Origin of the sequence: Brevundimonas vitisensis (assembly GCF_016656965.1) — a bacterium.
In the GTDB taxonomy this organism is placed as follows: domain Bacteria; phylum Pseudomonadota; class Alphaproteobacteria; order Caulobacterales; family Caulobacteraceae; genus Brevundimonas; species Brevundimonas vitisensis.
In genome coordinates this window covers 105,057-121,118 of sequence record NZ_CP067977.1, presented here as the reverse complement: position 1 = coordinate 121,118, position 16,062 = coordinate 105,057, and the positions used below count along the sequence as shown (strand labels likewise).

Here is a 16,062-nt window from a genome sequence, read left to right as displayed (position 1 = left end):
GTACCGGATCGGGGAGAACCAGACCATGACCACCATCCTGCGCCGGGCGACCGCCCTGACCGTCGTCCTAGGGGGCGCACTGATGCTGCAAGGCTGCCTTGTCGGCGCGGCCGTGGGGGCCGGTGCGGCCGTCATCGGCGGGGCGGCCACCGTTACCGGGGCCGTGGTCGGTGCCGGCGTGGACGCTGTGACCACCTCGGACGAAGAGACCAAGGCGAGGCGCGAACGCGAGCAACGGGCCTATGAACGCGAGCAGCGCCGCTGCGAACAGCGTCGACGACAGGGTCGCGACTGCTGAGGCTGCACGAAAACACCACAAGGCGGCTTGATCCCTGCCAAGGTCACCCCTATGAAGCCGCTTCGCCGGTGCGATATGCGTCCTTAGCTCAGTTGGTTAGAGCATCTGACTTTTAATCAGAGGGTCCTCGGTTCGAGCCCGAGAGGACGTACCACCGGCGGCTAGATCTTCTTCGCCGCGTGCAGGCGGGCGAAATAGTCCGCAGCCACAACCCCCACCAGAACCGGCTCGCTGGACTGCGTATCTTCGATGATCGCAAGCACCAGATCCAGAGTTTGGCTGCGATTGAGCGTCTGTCCTGACGCCAGGGCGTCGAGACGGGCCAGCAAGGCATCACGCGGCTCAGGCGGAGCAACCAGGGTCGGGGGCTGGGGCGCGACGACACTTCGGGGACGCTCGAAGACGGAGCCCTCAGTCGATAAAGGCGCACTCCATTCGACGACGGTAGGCTGAAAGGCTGGCGCGGCCGGTGTCGCAGAAGATCCGTTGGCCGTCGGGATCGCAAATTCGTCGCCATGGACAGCAGCCTCGGCAGCAGCGTCCCTTCGCGCCCCGCATCGACGACAGCGGTCGCAGCCGCTTCGCTCCGACCAGAAAAAGTCGTGGCGACACATCAACGATTTCAACGGCGACAGCATTGGCCCCAACTCGTCAGCCCCCTGGCTGAATTTATTCGGAGCGGCAAAATCAAGGCCTTGTCAACCATGGTTCGCCTATCAGGGGCGTCGCCTCGCCCGACAGCGTTTGCACACCAGGGTGCCTGGTTTGGTGCGGCTGTAGCGGAAATCATGCGTGCAACGCAGGCGCAGCAGGATCGACCGCACGAAACCCAGCATATAGTCTCTCCCGGTGGCCGTACTCGGCCGGAAACGCACCGAGCCTCGCAAGTTACGAACGCAGCCGCGCTTCATATCCGTCGGACTGTCGAAAGGCGAAAATTTTTATGTTGGGACGGACCATTCTGATCGGCCTGCTCACCATGGGCGGGTGTGCGGCGGTCGGCGAGGGTGCGCGCACGGTCGCTCAAGGGGCCGGGGCCGCCGCAACCGCTCCGCTGGAAGATCTGAACCTGCGTCGCCGCTACATCCCCACGGTCCTTCTTCAGGCCGAGGCAAACCCCTATGACGCGCGCAATCTGAACCGCTGCTCGACCATTGCGGCCGAGATCGCCCGCCTGGACGAAGCGCTTGGCCCGGACACGGACGAACCGCCCATGCCGGACGGTCGTAATCTGTCGCAGCGCGCATCCGACGCCGCGGCCGAGGCGGCACTGGACGCCATTCGCGATGCGGCGACCGACTTCATTCCGGGCCGCGACTGGATACGCCGCCTGTCCGGCGCCGAACAGCACAGCCGCCACGTGCAGTCCGCGATCGAGGCTGGACGCCTGCGCCGCGCCTATCTGAAGGGCCTGGGCATGCGCCAGAACTGCGCCCCGCCCGCCGCGCCCCGCTGGTTCACGCCCCGGCGCTAGCCGAGCCGTTGCTCCGATGGCGGGCGTGAAAGTCGCGCCGGAAGGCCTCGAACCGGCCTTCGGCAACCGCCGCCCGCATCGCCGCCGTCAGGGCTTGGAAGAAGGCGATGTTGTGCCAGCTCAGCAAGACCTTGCCCAGAATTTCATCCGCGCGGACCAGATGGTGCAGATAGGCGCGTGAGTAGTCGCGCGAAGCCGGGCATGGCACGTCCGGGTCCAGCGGATCGCGATCCTCGGCAAAGCGGGCGTTCTTCAGATTGATCGGCCCGTCCCAGGTCCAGGCCTGGCCGTGCCGCCCTGCCCGCGTCGGCAGGACGCAGTCGAACATATCGACGCCGCGCCACACCGCCTCGACCAGATCGATCGGCTTGCCCACCCCCATCAGATAGCGGGGCCGGTCGGCGGGCAGCATGGCCGGTGCGAAATCCAGCACCTCGCACATGGCGTGGTGCCCCTCGCCCACCGCCAGTCCACCGATGGCATAGCCGTCGAAGCCGATGTCGATCAGCCGCTCGGCTGATTCCCGACGCAGATGCTCGAAGGTCGAGCCCTGCTGAATGCCGAACAGAGCCTGGGTATCGCGGGTGCCGAAGGCGGCCTTGGACCGTGCCCCCCACCGCGCCGACAGCTCCATGGCCGAGCGGGCACGCGCTTCTTCCGCCGGCCAGGACACGCATTCGTCCAGCTGCATGACGATGTCGGATCCCAGCCGGTCGGCCTGAATCTCAATCGACCGCTCGGGACTGAGGACGTGTTTCGACCCGTCAATATGGCTGGAGAAGGTGACCGCCTCCTCACTCATCTTGGAAATGCCCGACAAGGACATGACCTGGAACCCACCCGAGTCGGTCAGGATGGGTTTGTCCCAGCGCATGAACTCATGCAGTCCGCCCAGCCGCTGCATACGCTCGGGCCCGGGCCTCAGCATCAGATGATAGGTGTTGCCCAGCAGGATGTCGGCCCCGGTCTCAGCTACCTGATCGACGGTCATGGCCTTGACCGTCGCAGCCGTCCCGACTGGCATGAAGGCGGGCGTGCGGATATCGCCGCGCGCGGTCTTCAGGACGCCCGTGCGCGCACGGCCCTCGGTCGCGGTGATGTCGAAGGGAAATGTCATGGCGCGGTCGCAATAGCGCCAATCGCCACCCACGTCACCTTGGCGTGGTGCAGGCTCGCAGTGACTAGGATCGGGGCAGCAGACGCCGCCAAGCCAGGACCAACAGAGCGCCCAGCGAAGAAATGGCGGCGTTGATGGCAAGGCCAAACACGAGCAGGAAAATCAGGACGCCAATGGCTCCCGCTGCTGATGTTGCCGGAACGCCGTTCATGTTGAAAACGCCTGGCGACAAGACGGCCATGACCAGGCCCAACAGCGTGAACGCCACCTGGAAACTCGCCGATACAGCGAAGGTGACGATGAAAAGCTGGCCGAACGATGCGGTCCGCAGGATGTGCATGGAAGATGTCCCCTACCTGCTGCGGAAAAGCAGCGATCCGTCACCGTAAGAATAGAAGCGGTAGGATTCAACGATGGCATGGGCATAGGCAGCCTTCATCGTCTCCAGCCCGGCAAAGGCGCTGACCAGCATGAACAGGGTCGAGCGCGGCAGGTGGAAATTGGTCATCAGCACATCGACGGCGCGGAAACGGTAGCCCGGCGTAATGAAGATGGCCGTATCGCCGTGAAAGGCCCCGATGGTCCCGTCCTCTGCCGTGGCCGATTCCAGCAGACGCAGCGAGGTGGTGCCGACGCAGACGATACGTCCGCCCCGCGCATGCACGGCGTTCAGCGCGGCCGCCGTTCCCACCGACACCTCGCCCCACTCGCTGTGCATCCGGTGATCCGCCGTGTCATCCGCCTTGACCGGCAGGAAGGTTCCGGCCCCGACATGCAGGGTCACCGCATGGGTACTGACGCCCGCCTCGGCCAGCCGTGCGAGCAGCTCGGGCGTGAAATGCAGGCCCGCCGTCGGTGCTGCGACGGAGCCATCATGGGCGGCAAACACCGTCTGATAGTCACTCAGATCCCGCTCATCCTCCGGACGCTTGGCCGCGATATAGGGCGGCAGCGGCATCACCCCGACGTCGCGGATCGCGGCATCCAGATCGACCCCCGACCGGTCGAAGCCCAGGTCGACCAGTCCGTCCTCGCCCTTGGCCAGGACCGTCGCCGTAAGGCTGCCGAACCGGACCGTGTCCCCCGGCTTGATCCGCTTGCCGGGCTTCATGAAGGCGGACCACCGGTCCGGCGCGTCGCGGTGATGCAGGGTCGCCTCGACCTCGACCGTCAGCAGGCCGCCTTCGGGGTTCGCGCGCTCGCGCAGACCAGACAGTCGCGCCGGGATCACGCGGGTATCGTTGAATACAAGCGCATCACCCGCCCGCAGGAAGCCGGGCAGGTCGCGGACGGCCGCGTCACGCAGCACACCCTCCTGGACCACCAGCAGGCGGGCAGAGTCGCGCGGCTCCACCGGCCGCAGGGCAATGCGGTCCTCTGGCAGATCAAAGTCGAAATCGGCAGTTCTCATCAGCGGGCGCACAGGCCACGCCGGACCGCCAGGGTCAAGTGCGGCGCGTCAGCGGTTCCGCCGCTTCAACAGCCGGTCACGGGCCGCATTCAGCCGTGCTGCCAGACCTTCTGTTCCGCCCTGGTCCGGATGGGCGCGGGTCATCAGCCGACGCCATGCGGCATTGATGTCCTGATCCGAGGCCTGCTGTCCCACCCCCAGGGTTGAGCGCGCCTCGGCCTCGCTCATGCCCGAACGCATGGGGGGCGCGGACCGGATGCGCGAGCCGACGGCCAGCCACAGCCCCGCCCCTAGCAGGCCGATAGCGAATACCCATGCGCCTCGGCTCGCCGCAATCGCTCCACCACCGATCAGGGCCACGCTGAGCATGGTCGCGGCGATCCGCCAGTGACCCCGTCCAGGCTTCTCACCGGACCGGCCCAACCGGATCAGGGCCCAGACGGCCAGCGCCGCCAGGGCCAGGCCGATCAGCGTCATGGCACGACCGGCGACATCAACTGATCACGCCGCCGTATCGAGCGGGGCCGCAGCGCCATCCAGGTTCAACGACTGCATCAGATTTCGCAGTTCCTGGCGCGCTGCGACGTGCGCCAGAGAGACGGCCACAGGCCGGATGTCGTTGGACAGGTCAGCCACCGTCAGCCCAAACGGGAAAAGCTCGCGATAGATGACCCGGTCCCGCAGGCCAGGGCCGATGCGAAAGCCGACCCGCTTGGCCAGTTTCTCCAAACGCTCGTCCAGCCGTCGGCGGTTGCGGGCCTCGGCCACGGCCAGACGGTTGGTCAGCACGACCCAGTCGATCGACCCGCCACGCTGGACGGCGCGGCCCTTGCGCGCCTCCCAGACACTTTCGGAATAGAGTGAGGGTTTCAGCACCTCCAGCGTCACCGGATCGATGGTGCCCAGCATGTCGAAGTCGACGAAACTGTCGTTCAACGGGGTCACGATCAGGTCGGCCCTGGTATGGGCCACACGCGAAATCGTGGTGTCGCCACCCGGCGTGTCGATGATGATGACGTCTGCTTCGGTGGCCGTTTGGCCAAAGACCGTCTCGAAACGCGAAATTTGGGTGTCACCATCCGCCTTTGCCAGCACACGGCCATCGCCCAGGTCCGCCTCGAACGGGCAAGGCAACGCGTGTCCGTTGGCGGCGGTCCACGCCTGACGATTGGCGAAGAACCGGGCCATGGACCGCTGGCGCAGATCGAGGTCGATGACCCCGACCCGACGTCCGGCGTGCAACAAGGCGGTGGCGATGTGGATGGCCAGGGTGGACTTGCCCGCCCCGCCCTTTTCATTGCCCACCACGATGACGTGAGGCTGGCTCATATCGCTTGGAATCCTGACGACGACCGGCGACTCACCCTTCGCCCGATCCGATGACCTCAAAATCGGGCCGTGACCGGTTCAGGTCAACGGTCAGGTGGCGCGATGGCACCAGGGATCATCGATCCGTGCTGCGGCGCACACAGCGGCAGCACCGGCGGCCGGCGTGGCGACCTTCAACCGGACCAGCCGACGGCCGTTGACCTCAACCGCCTCGAAGACCGGCGTCAGGCCAGAAAGAGCCCAGGCTGCCTCGCCAGATTTCATGCGATTCCAGGCGTTTCGGGCTGTTTCTTCGCTTGAGAATGCACCCAGCTGGACCAGGGGACGGCTGGCTTCGCGGGGGGGCATGGCCGGGCGCAGTCCGGCGGCCTGGGCCGAACGTTGCGGCGCGATCCGGTGGGAGACTTCTCTGACCACGGCGTCCGCGACCACGGGTGCGGCAGCGGCTGCGATCTGGGGAGCCGCGGCCTGGGTTCCGCGCTCCATCGCCTCGCGGACATCCCACAGCTGATGGGGGTCATAGACCTCGACCTTCAGCGGCGCCGGGGTGGCGGGCCGCAAGCCGAGGTCGCGGGCCGTTCTGACCGGGGCGGTCGCCTCCTGGCCTGGGCGCTCCAGGCTGACGGGGATGGCCGCGATGCTCTCGGCCAGAGCCTCGAAACGCTGCGGGTCGCTCTCGACCATCCCACAGGCACTCACGACCAGCCCGAGGGCGGAGACCAGCACTGGACGGATCACAGGGGGCGGCGTCATAAGCACGACCCTAAACACGCCCGCTTCACACCCGGTTCACGAACACACTTAAATCTCAGGGTTAATACGCAAACCATGACCGATGCTGCCCCCGCCCTGCCCCTCGTCCGGACCGTGGCGGAACTGCGCGCCGTCGTCGCCGATTGGCGTCGTCAGGGCTTCAGCGTTGGCTTTGTGCCGACGATGGGGGCGCTTCACGAAGGGCATCTGGGTCTGGTGCGGGAGGCCGGGGCTCTGGCGGACCGGGTCGTCGCCAGCGTGTTCGTCAACCCGACCCAGTTCGCGGCCCACGAAGACCTGGGCACCTATCCTCGGCAGGAGGAAAGGGATGCCCAACTGCTCGCGTCCGCCGGCTGCGCCCTGATGTTCGCTCCGTCGGTCGAGGAGATGTATCCGCAAGGCTTCGCCACCGGCGTCACCGTGGGCGGTCCGTCACAGGGCCTGGAAACCGACTTTCGTCCGCACTTCTTCGCAGGGGTGGCCGTAGTCGTCGCCAAGCTGCTGAACCAGGCCCGCGCCGACGTCGCCGTGTTCGGAGAGAAGGACTATCAGCAACTGATGGTCATCCAACAGATGACCCGCGACCTGGACATTCCAACCCGGATCGTCGGTGCCGCTACGGCACGGGACGGTCACGGCCTGGCCCTGTCATCCCGTAACGCCTACCTCAGCCAGGACGAGCTTGAGGTTGCGCGTCGCTTGAACGGCGTCCTGGCCGAAGCGGCCGTCCAGGCCTCTTCCCGCCGCCCGCTGCCCGCCGTCGAGCGTGACGCCTATTCCGCTTTGCTGAAGGCTGGCTTTGAGCGCGTCGATTACGTCGCGGTGCGCCGCGCCGAGGACCTGTCGGTGTTTTCTGATGGTGTCGTCGACGGACCCGGCCGTATCCTGGCCGCCGCCTGGCTGGGCCGCACGCGACTGATCGACAACATGGCCGTGGCCGCCCCGCCTGGTTGAGCGCGCAAAGGCCACCTGTCAGTTGCAGATGGGTGACGTCAGCCGACTGTGAGGCTAGACCGCCATAGAACCGCCACGTCCGTCCGTTGCACAAGGGCGGCAAGACTCGACGCACGCCGCCAAGGACCGCCGCATGACCCTGCCCGCCGACGCCTCCCTGCTGAACCCGGTCGAGCTGTTTCTGACTGCCGATTGGGTGGTCAAGGCCGTGATGATCGGACTGGCCGCTGCCTCTGTCTGGTCCTGGACGATCATTATCGACAAGGCCTTCCGCTTCGCCGCCCTGAACCGTCAGGCGGATCAGTTCGAGACGGCGGTTTCATCCGGTCGATCGCTGGAGGATGTCGCCGCCCAGGCCGGGCCCGCGCCGAACCATGCCCTGCCCCGGATGCTGGTCCAGGCCATGACCGACTGGCGCGACGCCCGCTCGCGGGGAGGCCTGACAGATCACCAGACAGGCCTGCTGATCGCCCGCATCGACCGGGCGCTGGACAGCCTGATCGCGCGGGAAAGCCAGCGGCTCGAGAACGGCCTGGGCGTGCTGTCAGTGGTAGCCACTGCCTCGCCCTTCATCGGGCTGTTCGGCACGGTCTGGGGCATCATGAACGCCTTTGACGCCATCGCCACGGCGGGCAACACCAATCTGACCACCGTGGCCCCGGCCATCGCAGAGGCCCTGTTTGCCACGGCAATCGGCCTGGCGGCCGCCATCCCAGCCTACATCGCCTACAACAAGTTTTCGATCGACGCTGGCAAGTTCACCGGCCGGCTTGAGACCTTCGCCGACGATCTGCAGGCCGCCATCGCCCGCCGCCTGGGTTCCCCTGCCACGCCCGTCGCACCCCCGCCGCCTGCGCCGTCGGGTGACTTCAGCCTGCGCCGGAGCGTCTGACCATGGCCATGGGTGCCGCAGGCGGAACCGGTGGAGGGCGCGGACGCCGCCGCCGTTCACGCAAGAAGCCGCTCAGCGAGATCAACGTCACGCCTCTGGTGGACGTCATGCTGGTGCTGCTGATCATCTTCATGATCTCGGCTCCTCTACTGACCGTGGGCGTGCCATTGGAGTTGCCCAAGACGGAAGCCAGCGCCGTGGATGCCTCCGACGAGCCCGTCACGATCTCGATTGATCAGAACGGTGCCATCTTCATCGCCGACAGCGAGACCAGCTGGGACGGTCTGATCCAGGCCGTCGCCGATGAGGGTGGGGCCGACGCGCGCGAACGTCCGATCTTTGTGCGGGCTGATGGCCGTGCGCCCTATCAGGCGGTGGCGCGGGTCATGGCCCGGTTGTCGGCTTCTGGTTTCACGAAGCTGAACCTGATCACCGACACGGCCGCCTCCTCCACCCCGGCGGAGCTCTGAGGACGGTGGCGCGGCCCAGCCCGGCCATCATCGGATCGGTTGCCCTGCATCTGGGGGTGGCGGCCCTGGCCCTGGTCTCATGGCCGCAGAAGCCGCCGCGTCCGGTGACCTCGGCCGTGCCCGTCTCGATCGTTTCCGACGAGGTGGTGATCCGTGCCGCGCCCGCCGACAATCCTTCCGAGGAACTGATCACCGAGGACGCCGCCACCGCGCCCCCGCCGCCACCGGTCGAGACGCCGCCGACACCGGCCCCCACACCGACGCCGACCCCTCGTCCCGCGCCGACCCCGACACGCCCCGCGCCTTCGCCCCGGCCGGTGCCACCCCGCACCCAGCCCCAGCCCACGCCCCGCCCGGCCCAGCCGGCTCCGACCCCGCGCCGCGAGGAACCGTCGCTCGACCTCAACAATCTGGCGGGCGAGCGACGCAATCCGGGCACGCGCGGCAACCAGCGCGCCACGGGCCAGCAGGACACCGGCACCGCCCCGCGTGCGGTCGGCCGCGCCGATCTTCAGGCCCTGGGTCGCCAGATCACGCCGCACTGGATCTTCAACTGCGACCTGCCCGGCGCAGATGCGCTGGAAATCCGGGTCATCGTGCGCCTGAGTGCAGACGGCCGGGTGGTCGGCACACCGCGCATCCAGCGCGCCCGCAGCGACGCTGCGTTCCGTGCCGTGTCCGACAGCATGCTGCGCGCCATCCGCGCTGCTGCGCCGTTCGATATGCCGTCCGGCTATCAGGAGCAGGACATCCCCTTCTCGTTCCGAACCGCCACCCAGTGCGGGAACCGCTGACGGAAGCTGATGGTTCGGCATCGCTCGCCAACCGTCCCCAAAGTCGCCTCATTCACGCTCAAGCTGGCGATTGTCATAGGGGACGGCCATAACAGGTCGATCCACCCCATTGTCTGCCGGAGATTGCTCGTGCGCCTGAAGGTTCTTCTGTCACTGGTCGCTTCGCTGTCGGTTCTGGCCCCTGTCGCGGCCCTGGCCCAGGAGCCGACCGGCCCGACCGAGGACGTCATCGTCGACCAGGGCGTCATCCGTCCCTATCCGATTGCAGTCCTGCCCTTTGCCGGACAGAACGGTGCCGAACTATCCAGCGTCATTCGTGGCGACCTGCGGCGCTCGGGCTTTTTCGATCCGCTGGATCCCAACAGCTTCATCGAGACGGGCCTGACGCTGGCCAATCGCCCCAACTTCCCCCAGTGGACGAGCGTGGGAGCTCAAGCGGTGTTGTATGGCTCGGTCACGCCCCGACCGGATGGCCGCAACGATTTCGGCTTTCGCCTCTATGATCCCTATCGCCAGTGCCAGCTGGCCGCCTATCAGTTCACCGCCACTCCCGAACAGTGGCGCCGGATCGCGCACAAGATCGCCGATGTCGTCTATGGCCGGATGACCGGCGAGCAGGGCCTGTTCGACAGCCGGGTCATCTTCGTCGCCGAAAGCGGCACCCAGCTGAATCGCGTCAGCCGTCTGGCCATCATGGACCAGGATGGATACCTGCCGGTCTTCCTGACCCAAGGAGACGAGGTGATCATGTCGCCCCGCTTCTCCTTCTCCAACCCGGACGAGATCACCTATGTGGCACTGGGCAAGGACTACAGCCGGATCTACCTCTACAACCTGACCACGGGCCGCCGCGAAAGCCTGGGCGAGTTCGACGGTCAGGTTCTGGCGCCCCGCTTCTCGAACGACGGGTCGAAGGTCGCCTTCTCCATCATTCGCGGCGGGAATACTGACATCTATGTGATGGACCTGGGCACCCGTCAGCTGTCGCGCCTGACTTCGGATCCCGGCATCGACACTTCGCCCTCCTTCTCTCCGGATGGCAGCCAGATCGTGTTCAACTCCGACCGGTCGGGCACGCCGCGCCTCTATGTCATGCGCGCCGATGGATCCGGCCAGCGCGCCATTTCGCGCGGCGGCGGCATCTATACCGCCCCGGCCTGGAGCCCGACGGGCAATCTCATCGCCTTCACCAAACAGGCCGGCGGCCGGTTCTCGACCGGCATCATGAATGTCGATGGCTCCGGCGAGCGGATGCTGTCCTCCAGCTATTTCGAGGAAGGGCCCTCGTGGGCACCGAACGGCCGCTATGTCATGTTCGCGCGCCAGACCCGCGCCGGCGAAACCCGTCTGTGGACCGTCGACCTGTCGGGCCGTGTCGTGGCTCAGTCCGGCTATGACGGACGCGGCTCCGACCCCGCCTGGTCGCCGCTGCTGGACGAACAGCCCGCAGGCCTGGGCGTCACCCAGGGGGCCGACAGCTGCCCCACCTGAGGCCTGCCATGCACCCAACCGCTCAATCCGACGTTACCTGAGCTGGACCATCCCGACGACACCCTCTAGCTCTCACGAATACGGCTCAGCTTAACGCCTCGCCTCTCTGTCAGGATCACAAGGAGACCGACCGATGAACACGCCCCAGATCGTCCGACTGACCGCCGTCGCTGCACTGATGGCCGCCATGGCTGCCTGCGCACCGCGCACCACTGCCGACGCTGGCGGCGGCGCTGTGCCCGGTGGCACCGGCCCCGTCTATGACAACACCCCCCGCGGCGACGGCAATATCGGCGGTGCCAACGTGCCGCCCGCGCCCGGATCGGAACAGGATTTCATCGTTAACATCGGCGACCGCGTCTTCTTCGACCTCGACAGCTATGAAATCCGCTCGGAAGCCTACCCCCGACTGAATGCCCAGGTCAGCTGGCTGCAGCGCTATCCGCAGGTCACGATCCGGATCGAGGGCAATGCCGACGAACGCGGCACGCGCGAATACAACATCGCCCTGGGGGCCCGCCGCGCCGAGGCGGTCCGCAGCTATCTGGTCGAGCGGGGCATCTCGCCGGGCCGGATCGACACCATCAGCTATGGCAAGGAACGCCCGATCGCCGAGGGCTCGAACGAAGAGTCCTGGGCCCGCAACCGCAACGCCCACACCGCCATCGTGTCGGGCGCGGTTCGCTGATCTGACGGCACCGATGAGCAAGGGGAGGCAGGCCGACAGGCCGCCTCCCCTTTTTTTGTCTGGCGTTCAGCCGATGGCGCCGACGCAGCCTTCTGGCCCGCCCGGCGTCAGAGCCCCTTCCACCAGGGTCAGAGTCCAGCCGTGATGCGTATCCAGGCCCCAGCGGCGCGCGCCGGATCCGTCGCCGGCATCTCCGCCGACATTGACCACGACGCGACGACCTTTGGGCAGGGCCGCCGGGTCGATCAGGCCAACGGCCAGGGCCGTCGGCGTGGATGACGGGCCAAAACCCTCAAACACGCTGAGCGTCGACCATTCGTCGCGCAGGCCGCGCCACCAGGGATCGCCAGCATTGATGGCCAGCACCGCTACGCCGTGCCCCTCGGCTGCAAAGGCCAGGGCCGCACGGGGATCACGCTCGGCCCGCAGGTCCGCTGCCGCCCCGAAGCGCAGACGCGCAGCGTCGAACGCCCGCGTCGGCTCGACCGGAGCCCAAACCCGGACGCCGATCCGGCCCTGACGCGCCAGGCCCCAGCCGACGATTTCGCGCCACAAGGCTTCGACCGCCTCGGCATTGGCCGGGTCGGCCTGTTTCATCATGCGCGCCATAACCGCCTGTTCGCGATCAGGGCGCAGTTTGACGTGGGGCCCTTGGGGCGCGTCCTTGGCCTTGCCCACGCGGTCGGCAATGGCCAGGCGCAGCTGGAACAGGGCCAGGATTTCATCGTCGAGCTGGTCGATTTCCTGGCGCAGGGCGGCCAGGGCGCGTTGCTCGGCGGTCTGGTCGCCCGGTTCGGTCGTGTTGGGCCACAGATGCTGGATACTGGAAGAGGTCACGGAAAGCGGTCTTTCGATACGGGATGCCTGAGGGGGTTCGCATTTTGCGGGCTGCCGCGCCTTGAGGAGCGGTCGCCGGCGAGGCCGTCAGGATCGAGTGCCCGACGCCTCAGCCGGCGTATCGAAAGCCGTAAAAATAGAGGCCATAGGCATAGGGGCCCGCAACCGCGCAAGCGCAGGTCGGAAAGGTCGCAGCGAGGGCGTGCGAAAGGGCCATGACCCTACATCCAGAAAAGATCGTGCGCGGTCAAGCGGCGCGACGGCTCAACAGGACGAACCGCGTGCGGTTTTCCGCCGAATCCTGAAGATCGTTGCGCAAAATCGACAACCCATAGACTTCCGCCGCGCCGGCGGGTGCCAGGGCGGCCCTGGTAGGGTCGCCGGCCTGGGCCACGTCGCGAGCGGCCCCGGCGGTGTCGAACACCTCGACCACCTTCAGCCCCAGCTGCTGCAATGCGCTGGTGCATTGCCTGAGGGCGACGGGATGGCTCTCGACGGTGCGGATTCCGGACAGGGATGCGCCCGGCACCGCCATCAGATGCAGCCCGATCCGCCGCCAGACCTCGCCCACCTGTTCCAGGCCGGAGGTCGCGACCAGGGTTGCGGCGGGTTCGACCACACCGATGGTCGAGTTCTCAACCGGGATCAGGGCACAGTCGCAGCTGCCCGACCGGACGGCATCGATCGCCTGGGCAAAGGTCTCGAAGCCCACGGCCTCGTCCCATGGCCTCAGCACCAGACACGCCTCATGGCTGAAGGCACCCGGTGCCCCCTGATACGCCACGCGTCCGGCGGAGTCGTCGTTCTGGGGGCGGCCGATGTCAGTCATTTCCGATCCCTTAGACAGCCGCGCGATGTTTTCGCAATACGAGACATGGCGTCTGCATGATCGGGAAGATAGGCTCGCAGCGCACAATCTCGAGGTGCCGATGACCCGCGCGACCCTGAACACCCGTCGCTCGATACTGGCCGGTCTGGGTGGGCTCGGACTGGTCGGCAGCGTGGCGGGCTGCGCGACTGCTTCGGGGACGGCGACCGGGCCTTCGGCCACTGCCTTTGCACCACGCCGGCTCGCCCCGATCCAGATGTCGCCGCAGAGGATCATTCGGATCACGGTCTGCACGCGTCCTTTCCGCGCCGCCGGCCCGCGCCTGGATGTCGAGCGGATCGGCGACACGAAAGTCGTCCACAACTACGGCCACGGTGGCAGCGGCTGGTCGCTGTCCTGGGGATCCAGCGCCATCGCCGCCGACAAGGCCATGGCCCTGGCCGGGGAAATGGGAAGCACGCCGACCATCGCCGTTATCGGCTGTGGTGCCCTGGGCCTGACCTCGGCGTTGCAGCTTCAGCGACGGGGTGCCCGGGTCGTCATCTATGCGGCGGAGCGGACACCCTTCACCCGATCGATGCGGGCAACGGGCAGCTGGACCCCCGACAGCCGCATCGCTGATGCCGACAAGGTCTCCCCCGACTTCCCCCAGCTGTGGGAGCGGATGGCCAGGGAGAGCTTTGCCACCCATCAGACCTGGCTGGGCACAGACGGAGACCCGGTGATGTTTCGCGACCAGTATCAACTGGCCGCCGCCTCTCGTCCCACCAGACCGGCCTCCCGGCCGCTGAAGCTGACTGGCCCCGCACCGGTGCGCTTTGCCGAGTACAGGGACCGCATCGCAGGCTTGGCCCCTCGCAGCGTCCCGATCCCGGTCGAGTCCACGCCCTTTGCGGTCGGATCGGCCCGCGTCGGTTCACAGATGCAGTTCAACATCTCCGAACTGGCGCGCCGCCTGATGGAGCAGGTTCTGGCCCAGGGCGGCCGGATTGAGACCCGGCTGTTCCATATTCCGACCGAGATCGCCGCCCTGCCAGAGACGGTTGTGGTAAACTGCACCGGATACGGTGCCCGGGCGCTGTGGAACGACCAGACCATAGTCCCCGTACGCGGCCAGATCGCCTGGCTCGCGCCTCAGGCCGAGGTCGACTACGGCCTCTATTACGACGGCGTGGTCGTGGTCTCGCGCGCCGATGGCATAGTGGTTCAGAGCACGCGCGGGGGCGACATGCTCGGCTATGGCGTCGAGGACGAAACCCCGGACAGGGTCGATGCGGAGGCGACGATCGCGCGCGCCGCCACCGTCTTTTCGCCGGTCAGGCCGCCTCGGCCCGGTTGACGCGACCGGACTTCAGCCGCTCCGCCACCAGGAAGGCCAGCTCCAGAGCCTGGTCGGCATTCAGGCGCGGGTCGCAGTGGGTATGATAGCGGCTGGACAGATCGTCCTCGGTCACCTTCTGGGCACCGCCCAGGCATTCGGTGACATTCTGGCCGGTCATCTCCAGATGCACGCCGCCAGGGTGGACACCCTCGGCCTCGGCCACGTCGATGAAGCTCTTCACCTCGCCCAGGATGCGATCGAAGGGTCGGGTCTTGTAGCCGTTGGCCGCCTTCAGCGTATTGCCGTGCATCGGATCGATCGACCAGATGACGCGCTTGCCGTGGTCCTTGGCCGCCTTCATCAGGCGCGGCAGGCGGTCGCCGACCTTGTCGTGACCAAACCGCCCGATCAGCGTCAGGCGTCCGGGCGTATTGTCCGGGTTCAGCGCATCGATCAGCGGCAGTAGGTCGTCCGGCTCCATGGTCGGGCCGCACTTGACGCCGATCGGGTTCTTGATGCCGCGCATGAACTCGACATGGGCCCCGTCCAGCTGGCGGGTCCGCTCGCCAATCCACAGCATGTGGGCCGAGGTGTCGAACCATTCGCCGGTGCCGCCATCCAGCCGCGTCAGCGCGCTTTCCAGGTTCAGCAGCAGGGCCTCGTGGCTGGTGAAGACCTCGACGCGGCTCAGGTCCGGATGGGTCTCGGGCGTGACACCGACCGCCTCCATGAAGGCCAGGGCCTCGCCGATCTTGTCGGCCAGTTCGCGGTACTTGGCCCCGTAAGCGTTGTCGGAGGCGAACCCGATCGTCCAGCGATGGATGTTGTACAGGTCCGCATAGCCCCCGCCCGCGAACGCCCGCAGCAGGTTCAGCGTCGAGGCGGACTGGTTATAGGCCTTCATCAGCCGCTGGGGATCGGGCACCCGCTCCTCAGGCGTAAAGCCCATGCCGTTGATGATGTCGCCGCGATAGCTGGGCAGCTCGACATCGCCGATCTGCTCCACCGAGGACGAACGGGGCTTGGCGAACTGACCGGCAATCCGGCCAACCTTCACCACCGGCTTGCGCCCCGCAAACGTCAGGACCACCGCCATCTGCAGGATCAGACGGAAGGTGTCGCGGATGTTGTCGGTCGAGAATTCCTTGAAGCTCTCGGCACAGTCGCCGCCCTGCAACAGAAAGGCCTTGCCCGCCTCCACGTCGGCCAGCCGGTCCTTCAGGCGGCGCGCCTCTCCGGCAAAGACCAGCGGCGGCATGGCGCGCAGCTCGTCTTCCACCCGCAGCAGGGCGGCGGGGTCCGGATAGTCCGTCGGCATCTGCACGACGGGCTTCGATCTCCAGCTATCGGGGGTCCAGCGTTGGGTCATCATGGCGGCAAGATAGGCGTGTGACGGTTCAGGGA

Annotated in this window: 19 protein-coding genes and 1 tRNA gene; 10 read left to right on the top strand and 10 right to left on the bottom strand. The window is 66.9% G+C overall.

Annotated elements, in window-relative coordinates:
- Positions 1-25 precede the first annotated feature (25 nt).
- Positions 26-298 (top strand): hypothetical protein, encoded by a 273-nt coding sequence (locus JIP62_RS00640; RefSeq protein WP_201103052.1) that lies wholly within the window; start codon positions 26-28, stop codon positions 296-298.
- 77 nt (positions 299-375) lie between these two features.
- A tRNA-Lys gene (locus JIP62_RS00635) sits at positions 376-452 on the top strand.
- A 7-nt stretch (positions 453-459) separates the two neighbouring features.
- Here JIP62_RS00635 and JIP62_RS00630 read toward each other — a convergent pair.
- A complete protein-coding gene (locus JIP62_RS00630) occupies positions 460-627 on the bottom strand; it encodes a hypothetical protein (RefSeq protein ID WP_201103051.1) in 168 nt (55 codons plus the stop codon).
- A gap of 614 nt (positions 628-1,241) precedes the next feature.
- Here JIP62_RS00630 and JIP62_RS00625 point away from each other — a divergent pair.
- Positions 1,242-1,772 (top strand): hypothetical protein, encoded by a 531-nt coding sequence (locus tag JIP62_RS00625; RefSeq protein WP_230974798.1) that lies wholly within the window; start codon positions 1,242-1,244, stop codon positions 1,770-1,772.
- Here JIP62_RS00625 and tgt read toward each other — a convergent pair.
- The 6 genes from tgt to JIP62_RS00595 all read right to left on the bottom strand — a co-directional run bounded on the left by tgt (position 1,756) and on the right by JIP62_RS00595 (position 6,382).
- Positions 1,756-2,889, bottom strand: coding sequence for a tRNA guanosine(34) transglycosylase Tgt (gene tgt / locus JIP62_RS00620; protein ID WP_201103050.1), 1,134 nt, complete (start codon positions 2,887-2,889; stop codon positions 1,756-1,758). The two genes, JIP62_RS00625 and tgt, sit on opposite strands and share 17 nt — an antisense overlap.
- 64 nt (positions 2,890-2,953) lie before the next feature.
- Complete coding sequence (locus tag JIP62_RS00615; protein ID WP_201103049.1) at positions 2,954-3,229, bottom strand: hypothetical protein; 276 nt, start codon at positions 3,227-3,229, stop codon at positions 2,954-2,956.
- A 12-nt stretch (positions 3,230-3,241) separates the two neighbouring features.
- Entirely contained in the window at positions 3,242-4,300 is a 1,059-nt protein-coding gene (gene queA, locus JIP62_RS00610; RefSeq protein ID WP_201103048.1) for a tRNA preQ1(34) S-adenosylmethionine ribosyltransferase-isomerase QueA, read from the bottom strand.
- Positions 4,301-4,348: 48 nt separating this feature from the next.
- Positions 4,349-4,777 (bottom strand): J domain-containing protein, encoded by a 429-nt coding sequence (locus JIP62_RS00605; protein ID WP_201103047.1) that lies wholly within the window; start codon positions 4,775-4,777, stop codon positions 4,349-4,351.
- A 24-nt stretch (positions 4,778-4,801) separates the two neighbouring features.
- The gene (locus JIP62_RS00600) at positions 4,802-5,629 is read right to left on the bottom strand and encodes a division plane positioning ATPase MipZ (RefSeq protein WP_201103046.1); all 828 of its coding nucleotides are present in this window, start codon (positions 5,627-5,629) and stop codon (positions 4,802-4,804) included.
- Between the two features lie 90 nt (positions 5,630-5,719).
- Positions 5,720-6,382, bottom strand: a complete 663-nt coding sequence (locus JIP62_RS00595) for an SPOR domain-containing protein (RefSeq protein WP_201103045.1) — start codon at positions 6,380-6,382, stop codon at positions 5,720-5,722.
- 75 nt (positions 6,383-6,457) lie between these two features.
- Here JIP62_RS00595 and panC point away from each other — a divergent pair, with 75 nt between their 5' ends.
- From panC to pal, 6 genes are all read left to right on the top strand, one after another.
- A complete protein-coding gene (gene panC, locus JIP62_RS00590; RefSeq protein ID WP_201103044.1) occupies positions 6,458-7,336 on the top strand; it encodes a pantoate--beta-alanine ligase in 879 nt (292 codons plus the stop codon).
- 133 nt (positions 7,337-7,469) lie between these two features.
- Complete coding sequence (gene tolQ, locus JIP62_RS00585; RefSeq protein WP_201103043.1) at positions 7,470-8,228, top strand: protein TolQ; 759 nt, start codon at positions 7,470-7,472, stop codon at positions 8,226-8,228.
- A gap of 2 nt (positions 8,229-8,230) precedes the next feature.
- A complete protein-coding gene (locus tag JIP62_RS00580; RefSeq protein WP_201103042.1) occupies positions 8,231-8,698 on the top strand; it encodes an ExbD/TolR family protein in 468 nt (155 codons plus the stop codon).
- Positions 8,699-8,703: 5 nt separating this feature from the next.
- Complete coding sequence (locus tag JIP62_RS00575) at positions 8,704-9,492, top strand: energy transducer TonB (RefSeq protein ID WP_201103041.1); 789 nt, start codon at positions 8,704-8,706, stop codon at positions 9,490-9,492.
- Between the two features lie 129 nt (positions 9,493-9,621).
- Positions 9,622-10,983, top strand: coding sequence for a Tol-Pal system beta propeller repeat protein TolB (gene tolB, locus JIP62_RS00570; protein WP_201103040.1), 1,362 nt, complete (start codon positions 9,622-9,624; stop codon positions 10,981-10,983).
- Positions 10,984-11,116: 133 nt separating this feature from the next.
- The gene (pal, locus tag JIP62_RS00565; protein ID WP_201103039.1) at positions 11,117-11,671 is read left to right on the top strand and encodes a peptidoglycan-associated lipoprotein Pal; all 555 of its coding nucleotides are present in this window, start codon (positions 11,117-11,119) and stop codon (positions 11,669-11,671) included.
- Positions 11,672-11,737: 66 nt separating this feature from the next.
- On the opposite strand, the gene JIP62_RS00560 is transcribed toward pal, so the two are convergent.
- Both JIP62_RS00560 and JIP62_RS00555 read right to left on the bottom strand, forming a co-directional pair.
- Positions 11,738-12,508, bottom strand: coding sequence for a chorismate mutase (locus tag JIP62_RS00560; RefSeq protein ID WP_201103038.1), 771 nt, complete (start codon positions 12,506-12,508; stop codon positions 11,738-11,740).
- Between the two features lie 247 nt (positions 12,509-12,755).
- The gene (locus JIP62_RS00555) at positions 12,756-13,337 is read right to left on the bottom strand and encodes a prephenate dehydratase domain-containing protein (RefSeq protein WP_201103037.1); all 582 of its coding nucleotides are present in this window, start codon (positions 13,335-13,337) and stop codon (positions 12,756-12,758) included.
- Positions 13,338-13,437: 100 nt separating this feature from the next.
- On the opposite strand from JIP62_RS00555, the gene JIP62_RS00550 reads away from it, so the two are divergent.
- Entirely contained in the window at positions 13,438-14,676 is a 1,239-nt protein-coding gene (locus tag JIP62_RS00550; protein WP_201103036.1) for an FAD-dependent oxidoreductase, read from the top strand.
- Here JIP62_RS00550 and JIP62_RS00545 read toward each other — a convergent pair.
- Positions 14,654-16,027, bottom strand: a complete 1,374-nt coding sequence (locus tag JIP62_RS00545; RefSeq protein WP_201104437.1) for a class II 3-deoxy-7-phosphoheptulonate synthase — start codon at positions 16,025-16,027, stop codon at positions 14,654-14,656. The two genes, JIP62_RS00550 and JIP62_RS00545, sit on opposite strands and share 23 nt — an antisense overlap.
- Positions 16,028-16,062 lie beyond the last annotated feature (35 nt).

Excerpts from the sequence above, each read along its gene's own strand:
- JIP62_RS00640 (WP_201103052.1), top strand. The coding sequence starts at position 26 with ATGACCACCATCCTGCGCCGGGCGACCGCCCTGACCGTCGTCCTAGGG.
- JIP62_RS00625 (WP_230974798.1), top strand. The coding sequence starts at position 1,242 with ATGTTGGGACGGACCATTCTGATCGGCCTGCTCACCATGGGCGGGTGT.
- tgt (WP_201103050.1), bottom strand. The coding sequence starts at position 2,889 with ATGACATTTCCCTTCGACATCACCGCGACCGAGGGCCGTGCGCGCACG.
- JIP62_RS00615 (WP_201103049.1), bottom strand. The coding sequence starts at position 3,229 with ATGCACATCCTGCGGACCGCATCGTTCGGCCAGCTTTTCATCGTCACC.
- queA (WP_201103048.1), bottom strand. The coding sequence starts at position 4,300 with ATGAGAACTGCCGATTTCGACTTTGATCTGCCAGAGGACCGCATTGCC.
- JIP62_RS00605 (WP_201103047.1), bottom strand. The coding sequence starts at position 4,777 with ATGACGCTGATCGGCCTGGCCCTGGCGGCGCTGGCCGTCTGGGCCCTG.
- JIP62_RS00600 (WP_201103046.1), bottom strand. The coding sequence starts at position 5,629 with ATGAGCCAGCCTCACGTCATCGTGGTGGGCAATGAAAAGGGCGGGGCG.
- JIP62_RS00595 (WP_201103045.1), bottom strand. The coding sequence starts at position 6,382 with ATGACGCCGCCCCCTGTGATCCGTCCAGTGCTGGTCTCCGCCCTCGGG.
- panC (WP_201103044.1), top strand. The coding sequence starts at position 6,458 with ATGACCGATGCTGCCCCCGCCCTGCCCCTCGTCCGGACCGTGGCGGAA.
- tolQ (WP_201103043.1), top strand. The coding sequence starts at position 7,470 with ATGACCCTGCCCGCCGACGCCTCCCTGCTGAACCCGGTCGAGCTGTTT.
- JIP62_RS00580 (WP_201103042.1), top strand. The coding sequence starts at position 8,231 with ATGGCCATGGGTGCCGCAGGCGGAACCGGTGGAGGGCGCGGACGCCGC.
- pal (WP_201103039.1), top strand. The coding sequence starts at position 11,117 with ATGAACACGCCCCAGATCGTCCGACTGACCGCCGTCGCTGCACTGATG.
- JIP62_RS00555 (WP_201103037.1), bottom strand. The coding sequence starts at position 13,337 with ATGACTGACATCGGCCGCCCCCAGAACGACGACTCCGCCGGACGCGTG.
- JIP62_RS00550 (WP_201103036.1), top strand. The coding sequence starts at position 13,438 with ATGACCCGCGCGACCCTGAACACCCGTCGCTCGATACTGGCCGGTCTG.
- JIP62_RS00545 (WP_201104437.1), bottom strand. The coding sequence starts at position 16,027 with ATGACCCAACGCTGGACCCCCGATAGCTGGAGATCGAAGCCCGTCGTG.